The following is an 11,980-nucleotide window of genomic DNA, read 5'->3' as shown; positions in this document are numbered from 1 at the left end:
CCATGGCTGTGATTATTTCACGTCGCTCTTCCTACTGCCCCAACTTTGCAACAGCACCTTCTTTTCGACTCAACCCCCAGAGTATCCAGTGCGTCACGCTGGACAGTGAGATCTTGCTCTTCCGGGATACACGTGCGTAGCCGACCAGTATGTTAGACGTGCAGTCTAGTGTTCCATATAACGTCCCTTCACCGGTCAAATCACCGGACGGGTCTTGCGGGGCGGTGGCGGGGCTGACACTTTACAATGATGCAGGTCGGGAACGGGCCTGTCCGGTGGTGGACCCGCTTACAGACAGGCTCTGTGTGGCTTCCATTGGCAAGCTGAGCCCAGTAGCCACTGGGCTCAGTCCACCCTTACCGTACGATTTTTTCCGTTTTCTGCGGCGACCCCAAAACGATCTCGGCCACCCCATCAAAGGCGTCGCCGAGCGTGCCAGCGTCGGCTGGGTCACCGACGATCACCTTGGTGGCCTCGTTGAAGAGCGAAGCCTGCTCTGGGGCACGCACCAGAGCCCTGGTCTCGTAACCAGCTCGCAATGACTCTGTAACGGTGTAGCGGCCGATGCTGCCGCTGGCTCGGATGACGAGCACCGTGGACATGTTCTGGCTCATGCTTGTCCTTTTAGTTGTTGGTTTTTGCCTGTTCGCGGATCTTGTCGAGGGCATTATTAAACCCGTCGGCGCAACCGCTGGCTCCGGCGATGACGTCGATTTCGAGGTCGGCGATGGGCTTTCCTTCCACCTCGTCTGGCACTGCGGCGGCGAACTGTTCCTGGTAGCCGCGTGAGGTGTCGTTGTTCTCTGGCATCAGCCCGGACTCAATGTTTGTGATCACGCCGCCTTCTAGCGTGATTGTGAAGTCCATGTACGATGGTGCGCCGCCGTAGACGCCCCGGGCGGTGTAGGTGCTGTCCTGGTAGGAGGCGCTTATGCTGTGGTCTTGCGGTGAAGGGCTGATTGGAGGTCTGGATGAGGGCGGCTGTAAGTCATTGTTGCTGCTGCACGCGGCCAAGGATGCGAGCCCGGTAAGGGATGCGGCCGCGCCGACAGCGGCACGGGTGTGGAAGTGAGGTTTCATGTCATCGGTTCTCCTTGTGTCTGGGATGGTGATCTGACGGCTCAGAGGAATAGCTCGCCGCTGAAGTCCTTGGACCACTGGACGCGGCCGTCGGCGAGCATCCGCACCCACGAGAACTTGAACCCGGCCAACTGGGCTGGTTCGGCGACGAACAAGGCCGTGGCGAGTCCGTCGGCAGTCGCGGCGTCTTGGGAGAGAACCCATGTGGCTACCACGTCAGACACGGGTCTGCCGGTTCGCCCATCGACGACGTGGTGTAGCCCCTCGCCCCAGGACCGCCGGGTCGTCGCCGAGGAACATAGTGCCGCGTCCTGGAGCGGAACCGTGCCGATCACACGGTCGTCGTGGGTGGGATGCTCCAAACCCACGACCACGGGTTCGGTGCCGGCATAACGCAGGTCACCGCTGCCGTCGATGAGAAACCTCTCGACCCCGGCACCCTGCAGGGTCTGGGTGATGAGGTCGACAAGGTGGCCTTTCCCGGCTGCGCCGACATCGATCACCACCGGCCGCTCCGTGACAAGCACGGTGCCGTCGCGGTAGCTGTCACGGGTCCAGGCGTCAGGCACGCGCGCGTTGAGGCCGGCCCGGTCCGGGGTGAGTGAGTAGCTTGCGTCGTATCCGAGCAGTTCCAGGTCCCGCCCGATCAACGGGTCGACCGCCCCGCTGGTGGCATCGACAAGCCGGTCGTACAGCTCGAGCAGGCACCGGTCGCGGGCAGGGAACTCGAACCGTCCCCCGCCGGCCGCGTGCGCGATCTCGGTCACCAGTGAATCGGTGCGGAACCGCGACCAGACCCGGTCGAGGTCCTCACACAGTGCGGCGATGTCAGCGCGCACGTCCTCGGGCAGCGGATGTGCGGTGCGGATTTGCCACCCGGTGCCGATCGCGGTGAACCGGTGCACGGCCCCGGCATCCGCGGCGCTGCCCGGTGATGCCGGTGCGTGTGACATGCTGCCGGTCGTTCAGGCCTCGGGGATGTTGCGGCCGAACGATTCGACGGTGATCGAATCCGGGTCCGGGCCGCTGCGCACACCCGTGTCCAGAGCATCGATCCGTGCCAACTCATCCGTGGTGAGTTCGAAGCCGAACACGTCGAAATTCGCCGCGATCCGTTCAGGCTTGACCGACTTCGGGATCGCCGAGCGACCCTGCTGCAGGTGCCAGCGCAGCATCACCTGCGCTGGGGTCCTCCCGTGCTGTTCGGCAATCTCACCGATCACCGAGTCGTTGAAAGTTGACCGACTGAAATCACCGTAATAACTGGTGATCCCGCCCATCGGCGACCACGCCTGCGTGAGGATGCCGTGTTCTCGGTCGGCCTGCTGCACATTCGGCTGGGAGAAGTACGGATGCACCTCGACCTGGTTTACCGCAGGCACCACGTCGGTCTCGGCCAGCAGACGTTCGAGCACATCGGGCATGAAGTTGCTGACACCGAGCGCGCGGACCTTCCCATCCGCCAACAGCTTCTCCAGCGCCTTGTACGCGCCAATGGTCTTGTCGAAGTCAGAAGTCAGCGGCTGGTGCAGCAGCAGCAGGTCGATCTGGTCGACATCAAGCTTCCCCGCGGACTTGTCAAACCCATGCAGGGCCGCATCATAGCCATAGTCGCTGATCCACAGCTTCGTTTCAATGAAGACCTCCGACCGGTCCAGGCCCGAGGTGCGGATGCCCTCGCCGACCTCGCGCTCGTTGCCATACGCAGCGGCAGTGTCGATCAGCCGGTAACCGACCCGCAACGCCTCTGCGACGGAAGAGGTGGTCTGCTCCGGCGGGGTCTGAAAGACGCCGAAACCGAGTGCCGGGATTTCCACGCCATTATTTAAGGTGATGTTTTCGCTCATGCCCTCCACGCTAGGCTCGCGGCAAACAGAAAGGGAGGAACTGTCAGTTCACCTTTGAGCCCCGAAATCACGAAGCGCTGCGGGCCCTCGACCGTCAGCCGGCGGCATAATTCGCGTTGTCGCTGGCGGCAAGATTACCGAGCAGTTGGAGCCGTTCGGCGGAAGGGGTGGCGGGTTCGGCGGTGTAGGCGAACAAGAATCTGTCCGGATCCGCGGGTACGTCCAGGGTCTCCTGGTGCAATTCGAGGTCTCCGACGAGGGGGTGGTGGAGGCGTTTGATACCTGCACCGGGAAAACACGGGCGGGGCCCGCCCCACCGGGTGCGGAACTCATCGCTGCGGGTGGCTAATTCGCCGATCAGGTTGGTGAGCATCCTGTCGTGAGGGAAGTGCCTGGCGTAACTACGCAAGGCGCAGACGATTTCGTCGGCGACACGGTCCCAGTCGGGAAAAAACACTTCGGCGTCGGGATCGAAGAAGACAAACCGGGCCGTGTTCGACTCAGTTGCGGCGTCCTCAATGATGGGCGCATACAATGCGTGCCCGAGAGGATTCGCGGCGATGATGGTCGTCCGTCGGTCGCAGATCCATGCCGGAGACTCGGTGATCGAGTCGAGAAACCGGCACAGGCTTGGCCGCACGCCCTGTTGCGGGCCGCGTTCACGTCGACGCGGACGTGGAGAATCAGCCACGCGGGCAAGGTCATGCAGATACGCGGTTTCAGCCCCATCAAGCTTCAGAGTCGCGGCGAGGGCATCCAGAACTTCTGTAGAGACGCCGGCAAGGTCGCCTCGCTCCATTCTGGCGTAATACTTGACGCTGACGCGGGTGAGCATCGCGACTTCTTCGCGACGCAGCCCGGGCACCCGGCGGCGACCGCCGCCGATGAATCCGACCTGTTCAGGAGTGATTCGGTCTCGACGCTCGCGCAGGAACTGGGTGATTTCCGATCGACGATCCATATGGTTCAGACTAGGGGAACCTGACTCAGTGAGGGAGGTACCGGCAGTGCGTGAATGGGCTATCGCACTGCCCCGTTCAGTTTAGCGGCGGGCATGGTCGTTGCTGAGAAGTTCGTCGGGGAATGCGACGCTAGCCAACAGCTTGAGGCGTTCCTCGGTGGATGAGCCCGGTGCCGCGGTGAATGCAAACATGAACCAATCGGGGTTTGCTGGGAACTCCATCGCCTGGTAGTTCAGTTCCAGGTCTCCGACGATGGGATGGTGGATGCGCTTGAGTCCGGCACGGTGATGACGCACATCGTGCTTTGACCACCGGTCACGGAACGCGTCACTGCGGGTGACGAGTTCGCCAATGAGATCGGTCAGCCTCTTATCGCGTGGGTTCTGCCCCGCGTAGGTGCGCAGAGTCGCCACGATGCCATCAGCGTTACGTTCCCAGTCCGGGAAGAAGACCCGTGAAGCAGGACTAAGGAAGGTGAATCGTGCCGTGTTGCCTCGATTGGCAGGATCCTCCAGCATCGAAGCATACAGAGCACGACCCAAAGGGTTCGCTGCGACGAAATCAAGACGCCTGTCCCGAACCCACATCGGGGCACCGGTGACAGCGTCAAGGAACTGCTGCAACGCCGGTGTCACCGTGTGCTCACCCGACGTGCTCCGTCGACGCCGCGGAGGTGTCGGCCCTGCGGCCTGGGCGAGGTCTGCCAAATGGTCGGCCTCCGCCTCATCGAGTTGCAGAGCACGGGCGAGGGCGTCAAGGACCTCCAGGGACACCCCCCGTAAGTTCCCACGTTCCATCCGTGCGTAGTATTCCACGCTGACACCCGTGAGCAACGCCAGCTCTTCCCGACGCAACCCCGGCACCCGACGACGGCCACCACCGATGATGCCGGCTTGCTCCGGGCTGATCCGATCTCTACGCGAGCGCAGGAAGTCACTGACCTCTTTTCTATGATCCATGCTTTCAAGGATAATCTCGGGCAGCGAAGTGCGGGAGAAACTGCCAGGGCACCCCTCGGCACTACAGGCCGCCACTTTGTCTGGTCGGCGCTGCCAAGGACAACGTGGCAGTACGTAGATAGACGGTGCCTTCCATTTTCAGTCAAGGCGATCTTACGGTGACTCCAGTTAATTGATGCACTAAATTGGGAGGAAAGATCATGTCTACGTGGCCTATCACAGGAGCTTCCAGCGGCCTCGGAGCTGCACTCGCCCGAGCTGTTGTTGACCGCGGCGACAACGTCGTGGTCACAGCACGCAATATCACCGCAATAAAACACCTCGCTGATACACATCCAGATACTGTGCTTGCGGCGCCTCTGGATGCCACTGATCACGACCAGGTGGTCGCCGTGATGAAGGCAGTAGCCAGTCAGTTCGGGAGTGTCGACGTCCTGGTCAACAACGCCGGACACGGGTACCGGGCGGCGGTGGAAGAAGCAATGAGCGATGATGTCGAGGAGCTGTTCGCCACGAACTTCTTTGGGCCTATTGACCTGATTCAGCAGGTTCTGCCGCATATGCGCGAGCGCCGCTCCGGCACAATCATCAATGTTTCCTCGATCGGGGCCGTCGTCTCCAACCCCGGCTCGGGCCACTATACTGCGACGAAAGTCGCGCTTGAAGGTCTCTCAGATGCGTTGAACCGCGAGGTCGCGTATTGGGTATTCGTGTGATGATCGTCGAGCCCGGGGCATTCCGTACCAATTTCGCCGGCCGTTCTCTGGCACAGTCCCGCACGGTCATTGAGGACTACTCCGAGACCGCAGGCAAGCGTCGGAAAGAAAATGATCACTCCCACGGCACCCAGTCTGGCGATCCCGCGCGGGCAGCCGAGGCCATCATCAGCACCGTCAACCGGAAGGAACTACCGTTTCGGATGCTACTGGGTCCTGATGCCGTCCGTGCCGCGCGCCAAGAGCTCAAGGAGCGGCTCGTCGAGCTCGAGACATTTGCTGGCGTGTCTGTAACTACCGATTTTCCGGCGATGGAATCTTGACCATGTGCAGGGTAGTGCAGCAGCACTACGGCCTTGCTGGCGTCAATCCCTGACGCAGTCGCAGCAACATCGCCTTTGTGCTTGCTTGGACCCGCCCCCGCGTCAGTAACGTCCTGCTTGTTCTGCTGACCACGTCGGCTGAGCTGAACCACTTGTCAGGGCCGAGGACGATTCACATTATGCCTTCATCTTCGGGTCAGAACAGATGGCGGTGGTCCATGAGTGAGAGGCCGGGTTCGTCTGCAGTTTTCTGATCCAACCGTGCTAACCGTCCAGAAGGTTTGGTTATGAGGTTGTTGAAGTTGCTGTAAATGTTCAATTGATGCGTACCCGTCGCCGACTGGCAAACTCACCTGGCACAATGAGAACGAGAGCCGCCACTACGGAGAGGGCGAGCATCACGGTTCCACCAATGAACGCGTCGACTATTTGGTCTTCAAGGGTGACTGCGCTGGCTGCTACTGAGGTCAGGATAGCGACACCTAGAGTGCTGCCTAGTTGATGGGCTGTATTGACCAGACCCGAGGCAGCGCCAGCATCTTCTGTTCGTGCGTCTGCGATCCCGGCCGCGGTTAGTGGGCCGAAGGCGATGCCCTGCCCGATGCCGAGGAGAATCAACGGCCCGGCAGCGCCGATCAGGAAGGACGTGTCGGCACTGATCTGTGTCATCCATCCCAGCCCGACAGTAGTGACGATCAGGCCGGCAGTCACGAGCGCGGCGTTGCCGAAGCGAGCGGTCAACCGCGCGACGGTGAGTGAAACGGCGAACTGGACCAGGCTCATCGGCAGGAATCCGAGGCCCGCTTGTAGTGGTGTCCATCCGTAGACACCCTGGAAGTACTGGGTGCCGAAGAAGTAGAACGCGATCATGGTGCCTGCGAAGAGCAGCCGGGCGATCGCTGCCCCGGAACGTTGAGCGCTGGCAAACAGGCGCAGCGGCATGATCGGTTCCTTCGCCCGCCACTCGGTGAGGGCGAATAGCGCCAGCACCAGGAGGCCGGCCATCATCGGCATCCATACCTGGGGAACGGTCCACCCGCCGTCACCGACGTTGATGATCCCGTACACGAGTGCACCCATGCCCACGGTGGAGGTGGCCGCGCCGACCACGTCGAATCGGCCCTTGACGGTCGCAAAGGCCGGTAACCGGAGCAGTGCAGCGATGATCAGGAGCACGGCCAGCGGCACATTGATAAAGAATCCGGCCCGCCACGAGACCCACGAAGCCAAGGCTCCCCCGATGACCATGCCCAGGCTGGCACCGAGGCCCGCAGTGGTCCCGTATGCAGCTACAGCACGTGTACGTGCCGGGCCGGCGGGGAAAATAGCGGTAATCAGGGACAGGGATGACGGCGTGACGACTGCAGCACCGACGCCTTGGAGGGCGCGCGCTGCAATGAGCCATGTCTCAGTCTGCGCCGCTCCGACCAGGAAGGACGCGACACCAAAGAGGATCAGGCCGCTCACGAACACGCGACGGCGACCGAGCAAGTCACCCACCCGCGCCCCCAGAGGTAGCAGACCGCCGAAGATGAGTGTGAAGGCATTCTGCGCCCACGCCATGCCGCTGGTTGACAGGTTCAGCTCAGCTCGAATCTGCGGCAATCCGGTGAAAATGATCGAGTTGTTGAGAACGATCATGAAGTAGCTGACGAGAATGATCCCGAGGATCATGTCCGAATGACGCGGACGCTCCACAGTCGGTGCGGAGCCGCTATCGGACGGGGAGGCCGGCTTTCGGCGCGCATCCGCTGGTTCGAGGGCAGGTTCAGGTTCTGGCATAGCGTAAGTCAACGCCTGCGTCGCGTAAGGAAAAAGGGCGGGGCAATATGCGTACTGGCAGTACACCCCAATTTCGAATTGATGAGTCTAGCCTCAGCAGCAGGCCGCCCGTCCCTGGATGCCTCCAGTTACACACGTTCCCCGATCGCACTATTTCGAAGGAGAAGACTTGTCCGACAACACACAGACACCAGAGGTGCTCATCATCGGCGCAACCGGCACGATCGGCCGCCACTGCGTCACCGCGGCGAAAGACGCAGGGCTACGTCCCCGAGCTCTCGTCCGCGACATCACCAAGGCTGAAGAGATGTTCCCCGGTGTCGACCTTGTTCGCGCCGATCTCGAGGACCCGGAGTCGCTGGCTACCGCACTGCAGAACGTAGCGCTCATCGTGATGACACACGGGGCACCCGGAGATCCCGAGGCCGGGGAACACATCGACTACGGCGGTATGCGCAACGTTCTGACCGCACTTGGTGGGCAGAATCCACGCATCGCACTGATGTCATCGGTATACGCGACCCGGACTGACGTTGCTGGCGCAAACCCCTGGAAGCGTCGTGCCGAGCGGCTTCTGCGGGCCAGCGGTCTCGAGTACACGATTGTGCGCCCGGGGTGGTTCGACAAAGCCGGTTCTAACGAGCGACAGCTCGTTCTCGAACAGGGAGGAACTCTTGATGGCGGCATCGCTCGGTCGCAGATCGCCGAGGTCCTGATCCACAGTCTCGTCACCGACAGCGCACGAGGCAAGACCTTCGAGCTCATTGCACGCGAAGGTCAGCAGCAGACGAACTGGGACGAACTGTTCGCTCCACTTCAAGCCGACCAGTCTGGTGACCTCGACGGCGCCCTCGACCCGCAGAACCTGCTGGTCGAGAACGAACCGCAGACGATTCAGACCGATCTGAATGCGATCCGCAGCACCCAGCCCTGATCACCCCGGTACCAGCCCTCAACACCGTCTTACGCTCGGGAAGCTGACTGCCCGGGCGTGGGAATGGAAGGATGTCAGGCCGGCCGGTCTGGCGAAGACGCAAGTCCACTGGATCCCGAATGCTCGCGGCGGAGAAGCGTCCGCACGCTCCCGATACACCGAGCTGGAATGCGTGGCACCCGTTGGTCCGGACCACGTCGCCAGCGCGGGCAGAGCGTAAGGAACGTCCTCGAGGAGTGGCCGGGAAGGGAGGAACTGCCAGTGCCTGTCTCTCGAGATGGCCAAAACCTAGGATCGGAGGCGAGAGAGCTTGAGAGGAGACGAAAGATGGAAACTCGGACGCTTGGCCGCAACGGCCTGGAAGTCTCCATGATCGGGTTCGGATGCATGGGTCTGAGCCACGGTTACGGAAAACGCGTTGATGATGTGCACGGGATCGAGGTCATCCGCCGAGCCGTTGACCTCGGCGTGACATTTTTCGACACCGCGCAGATGTACGGGCCTTTTGTGAACGAAGAACTCGTCGGTAAGGCACTGCGCCCAGTGCGTGACCAGGTCACAATTGCGACGAAGTTCGGGTTCGACTTCGAAGGGGCCCGAGAGTCCGGGCTCAACAGCACCCCGGCCTACATCCGCAAGACTGTGGATGCCTCTCTGCAACGCCTTGGTGTGGAGAAGATTGACTTGCTCTACCAGCACCGCGTTGACCCGACCGTGCCGATCGAAGACGTCGCAGGAACCGTCAAGGAACTGATCGAAGCCGGAAAAGTCGGCCACTTCGGTCTCTCCGAGGCCGGTGTTTCCACGATCCGCCGCGCGCACTCCGTTCAGCCGGTCACCGCATTGCAAAGCGAGTATTCGCTGTGGTGGCGCGAGCCTGAGAAGGAAATCCTCAACACTCTCGACGAACTCGGCATCGGACTCGTGCCCTTCAGCCCGCTTGGCAAGGGATTACTCACCGGGGCCATCACCCACGCGACAATGTTTGGCCAGGCAGACGTGCGAGCCAGTTTGCCGCGCTACACCGATCAAGCACTACGGGACGGACAGCAAGTAGTGGACTTGCTAACAGCCATCGCTCACCGGAAGAACGCTACGCCCGCGCAGATCGCCTTGGCATGGCTATTGGCACAGCAACCGTGGATCGTCCCGATTCCCGGCACAACCAAGATCCACCGCCTCGAAGAGAACACTGCCGCAATATCCGTCGCGCTCAACGACAACGAGCGGGAGGAGCTCACGGCAGCATCGGCCCTCATCGACACGTCAGTTCCTCGCTACTCGAAGAAAATGCAGAGCTGGATCGACCGCTGACATTGCCGATCCCGTCAAACTCTAACCACAGGAAAATCGCGCACACTACCAAGGAGAAATAGACAAATGGACGAGACCACCGCCCGCGTCGCGGTCATCACCGGCGCATCCTCCGGCATCGGCGCAGCTACCGCGCGCGCACTCGCGGCAGACGGATATAAGGTCGCGCTGCTGGCCCGCCGTCTCGACCGCGTCGAGTCAATCGCCCACGAGTTAGGCAACGGGTCGATCGCGATCCAGGCCGACGTCACCGACCGCGACCAGCTCGCCGCCGCCGCGCACCGCGTCCAGGACGAGCTCGGCGGAGCCGACGTCCTAATCAACAACGCCGGCGTGATGCTGCTCGGACCGTTCTCTTCCGCTCGCCGCGACGACTACCGCACCATGGTCGAGGCGAACCTGCTCGGAGCAATCACCACCACCGAGGTCTTCCTCGACCAGCTCAAGAACGGCGGCGGCGACCTGATCAACATCTCCTCCGTCGCCGGCCGCACCGCCCGCGCGACCAACGGCGTCTACGCGGCCACCAAGTGGGGCATCAACGGCTGGTCGGAGTCGCTGCGGCAGGAGCTGCTGCCGGACGTGCGCGTGACGTTGATCGAGCCGGGAGTGGTCGATACAGACTTGCCCACTCACATCACGGACGAGGCAACCCGCGAAGCCGTGCAGAAGGGCTATGACACTGCCACGGTCAAGCCGGAGGAAGTCGCGGAGATAATCGCCTTCGTCCTCGCCCGGCCACGCCACCTCGTCATCAACGAGGTCCTGCTGCGTCCCGCAGATCAGCTCGGCTGACCGCGGTCGCCGGGATGCTGACGAGACCCGGCGGCCGGAGACATGAGGGTAGGTTGACCATGCGTCTCCGACCCGCGCTTAACCGGTCCCCACGGTTTTCGTTTTGGGAAACGGAACGAAACCCAATGCGGTTCAAAAGAACCATTTCTTCCAGGTCTTAGATCAGCTAAGTCCGTAGCGGCAGTACCACCGCACCGCCCACAGGATGACCTCGCGAGGGAAAATGACGACCCGAGAAGGTACCCATGGCTGTGATTATTTCACGTCGCTCTTCCTACTGCCTCAACTTTGCAACAGCACCTCGGGTGGAAGCTTCCTCCGACCCCACGGCTGCCAGGTACTTTCAGCAAGAGCAGTAAAGAAATTGAGCTCAATATAAGGCCAGAGCGTTAGATTGATGCCAATTCCGGGGTAATACTGGGTTTACAATCCAAGAAGTTTACGTTTTGCAGCAGCAAATTCTTCTTCTGTCAGCACACCAGCCGATTTCAGTTCTGCAAGCTTCATCAACTCACCATTTAAATCATCCTTAGGCGAGCTGGAAGTGTTGTTTGCAAACTGCTGCTGTCCTTCATGCCTCAGAGTTTGCGCGTTCGCCCGTCGCTGAAGCTGAATACGGGCTTCTTCTGCAGTGGAGTTAATGATTTCTACTGCCTGTCGAAAATCTGGGATGTCAACAAGCTCAATGGATTCTAACTCCCCATTTGAGCGCTTAGCGTGAAGAGTGACAGTACCAATTCCTCGGGCTTTTTGCGCCATGGTCTGGCGTCCGTCCACATCGAAAATTTCGTGCGCCCGGATCTGCTGACGATCAGTCGACAACATTCCTTTTTCAATAACGAGATAGTCCGCCGTAAGTGAGTATCGTCCTGCACCCATGCGAGATATCGGCTTTCCTACAGCACTCCAGATCACTCCGGAACTACCAGCGTGATCGTGTTTCGAGATGACTCGCTCAGTAGCCTCACGAGCAAAGCCTTTGAAATCGAAACCACCACCCGAGGCAGATCGGGAATTATTGTCAGAATTACCAGGGAAAGTCATGGTGTTAGCCTACTGGATTAAATGTTCTAGTACTAACTTTTCTAGCGATATCCTCAAGCCTGAACTGTGTGATCCTGCTCTACGTTAATTCTTCCCTCGTGACTACCATAAGGGACCGACAGGCCCGGCCTAAGGCGTGGGCACGGGGACAGATCTCTTAATGACTCCCCACAGCAGCTAGATGGTGTTATCGGTGGCTTCTAGGCAGTGCATTAGGAACTTAA

At 60.8% G+C, this 11,980-nt stretch carries 13 protein-coding genes and 1 pseudogene; 5 read left to right on the top strand and 9 right to left on the bottom strand.

The window, feature by feature from the left end; all coding sequences use genetic code 11:
* Nucleotides 1-356: 356 nt before the first annotated feature.
* The 6 genes from B2696_RS09485 to B2696_RS09460 form a co-directional block, all read right to left on the bottom strand.
* Complete coding sequence (locus B2696_RS09485; protein ID WP_286955131.1) at nucleotides 357-614, bottom strand: NAD(P)H-binding protein; 258 nt, start codon at nucleotides 612-614, stop codon at nucleotides 357-359.
* Nucleotides 615-624: 10 nt separating this feature from the next.
* A complete protein-coding gene (locus B2696_RS09480; RefSeq protein WP_286955130.1) occupies nucleotides 625-837 on the bottom strand; it encodes a hypothetical protein in 213 nt (70 codons plus the stop codon).
* 284 nt (nucleotides 838-1,121) lie between these two features.
* Nucleotides 1,122-2,033, bottom strand: a complete 912-nt coding sequence (locus B2696_RS09475; protein WP_286955129.1) for an FAD:protein FMN transferase — start codon at nucleotides 2,031-2,033, stop codon at nucleotides 1,122-1,124.
* Between the two features lie 12 nt (nucleotides 2,034-2,045).
* Nucleotides 2,046-2,927, bottom strand: a complete 882-nt coding sequence (locus B2696_RS09470) for an aldo/keto reductase (RefSeq protein ID WP_286955128.1) — start codon at nucleotides 2,925-2,927, stop codon at nucleotides 2,046-2,048.
* 94 nt (nucleotides 2,928-3,021) lie between these two features.
* Nucleotides 3,022-3,888: a helix-turn-helix transcriptional regulator gene (locus B2696_RS09465; RefSeq protein ID WP_286955127.1), complete on the bottom strand. Its 867-nt coding sequence runs from the start codon at nucleotides 3,886-3,888 to the stop codon at nucleotides 3,022-3,024.
* 81 nt (nucleotides 3,889-3,969) lie between these two features.
* Entirely contained in the window at nucleotides 3,970-4,848 is an 879-nt protein-coding gene (locus tag B2696_RS09460) for a helix-turn-helix domain-containing protein (protein WP_286955126.1), read from the bottom strand.
* A 200-nt stretch (nucleotides 4,849-5,048) separates the two neighbouring features.
* Here B2696_RS09460 and B2696_RS09455 point away from each other — a divergent pair, with 200 nt between their 5' ends.
* Together B2696_RS09455 and B2696_RS09450 are read left to right on the top strand one after the other, a co-directional pair.
* A complete protein-coding gene (locus B2696_RS09455; protein WP_286955125.1) occupies nucleotides 5,049-5,564 on the top strand; it encodes an SDR family NAD(P)-dependent oxidoreductase in 516 nt (171 codons plus the stop codon).
* On the top strand, nucleotides 5,549-5,887 hold the full coding sequence (locus B2696_RS09450) for a hypothetical protein (RefSeq protein WP_286955124.1): 339 nt from the start codon (nucleotides 5,549-5,551) through the stop codon (nucleotides 5,885-5,887). The genes B2696_RS09455 and B2696_RS09450 overlap by 16 nt, the downstream gene beginning before the upstream one ends.
* A 315-nt stretch (nucleotides 5,888-6,202) precedes the next feature.
* On the opposite strand, the gene B2696_RS09445 is transcribed toward B2696_RS09450, so the two are convergent.
* Nucleotides 6,203-7,669, bottom strand: coding sequence for an MFS transporter (locus tag B2696_RS09445; RefSeq protein WP_286955122.1), 1,467 nt, complete (start codon nucleotides 7,667-7,669; stop codon nucleotides 6,203-6,205).
* A 169-nt stretch (nucleotides 7,670-7,838) separates the two neighbouring features.
* On the opposite strand from B2696_RS09445, the gene B2696_RS09440 reads away from it, so the two are divergent.
* From B2696_RS09440 to B2696_RS09430, 3 genes are all read left to right on the top strand, one after another.
* On the top strand, nucleotides 7,839-8,603 hold the full coding sequence (locus tag B2696_RS09440) for an SDR family oxidoreductase (protein ID WP_286955121.1): 765 nt from the start codon (nucleotides 7,839-7,841) through the stop codon (nucleotides 8,601-8,603).
* A gap of 327 nt (nucleotides 8,604-8,930) precedes the next feature.
* Nucleotides 8,931-9,917, top strand: a complete 987-nt coding sequence (locus B2696_RS09435; RefSeq protein ID WP_286955120.1) for an aldo/keto reductase — start codon at nucleotides 8,931-8,933, stop codon at nucleotides 9,915-9,917.
* Nucleotides 9,918-9,983: 66 nt separating this feature from the next.
* Nucleotides 9,984-10,712 carry an SDR family oxidoreductase gene (locus B2696_RS09430; RefSeq protein ID WP_286955119.1) on the top strand — a complete coding sequence of 243 codons (729 nt, stop codon included), beginning with the start codon at nucleotides 9,984-9,986 and terminating at the stop codon, nucleotides 10,710-10,712.
* Between the two features lie 165 nt (nucleotides 10,713-10,877).
* Here B2696_RS09430 and B2696_RS09425 read toward each other — a convergent pair.
* Both B2696_RS09425 and B2696_RS09420 read right to left on the bottom strand, forming a co-directional pair.
* Nucleotides 10,878-10,959, bottom strand: a pseudogene (locus B2696_RS09425) (IS6 family transposase); the annotation flags it as partial.
* A 176-nt stretch (nucleotides 10,960-11,135) separates the two neighbouring features.
* Entirely contained in the window at nucleotides 11,136-11,756 is a 621-nt protein-coding gene (locus tag B2696_RS09420) for an SHOCT domain-containing protein (RefSeq protein ID WP_286955118.1), read from the bottom strand.
* Between the last annotated feature and the right edge of the window lie 224 nt (nucleotides 11,757-11,980).

Source organism: Corynebacterium sp. UBA4397, from assembly GCF_002390965.1.
Lineage (GTDB): Bacteria > Actinomycetota > Actinomycetes > Mycobacteriales > Mycobacteriaceae > Corynebacterium > Corynebacterium flavescens.
Note: the sequence above shows the minus strand (reverse complement) of the source record. Positions and strands in the feature narration are given on the sequence as shown.

What these genes read in the sequence shown, in the direction of transcription:
- B2696_RS09455 (WP_286955125.1), top strand. Translation starts at nt 5,049, where the DNA reads ATGTCTACGTGGCCTATCACAGGAGCTTCCAGCGGCCTCGGAGCTGCA.
- B2696_RS09485 (WP_286955131.1), bottom strand. Translation starts at nt 614, where the DNA reads ATGAGCCAGAACATGTCCACGGTGCTCGTCATCCGAGCCAGCGGCAGC.
- B2696_RS09460 (WP_286955126.1), bottom strand. Translation starts at nt 4,848, where the DNA reads ATGGATCATAGAAAAGAGGTCAGTGACTTCCTGCGCTCGCGTAGAGAT.
- B2696_RS09470 (WP_286955128.1), bottom strand. Translation starts at nt 2,927, where the DNA reads ATGAGCGAAAACATCACCTTAAATAATGGCGTGGAAATCCCGGCACTC.
- B2696_RS09430 (WP_286955119.1), top strand. Translation starts at nt 9,984, where the DNA reads ATGGACGAGACCACCGCCCGCGTCGCGGTCATCACCGGCGCATCCTCC.
- B2696_RS09465 (WP_286955127.1), bottom strand. Translation starts at nt 3,888, where the DNA reads ATGGATCGTCGATCGGAAATCACCCAGTTCCTGCGCGAGCGTCGAGAC.
- B2696_RS09445 (WP_286955122.1), bottom strand. Translation starts at nt 7,669, where the DNA reads ATGCCAGAACCTGAACCTGCCCTCGAACCAGCGGATGCGCGCCGAAAG.
- B2696_RS09420 (WP_286955118.1), bottom strand. Translation starts at nt 11,756, where the DNA reads ATGACTTTCCCTGGTAATTCTGACAATAATTCCCGATCTGCCTCGGGT.
- B2696_RS09475 (WP_286955129.1), bottom strand. Translation starts at nt 2,033, where the DNA reads ATGTCACACGCACCGGCATCACCGGGCAGCGCCGCGGATGCCGGGGCC.
- B2696_RS09435 (WP_286955120.1), top strand. Translation starts at nt 8,931, where the DNA reads ATGGAAACTCGGACGCTTGGCCGCAACGGCCTGGAAGTCTCCATGATC.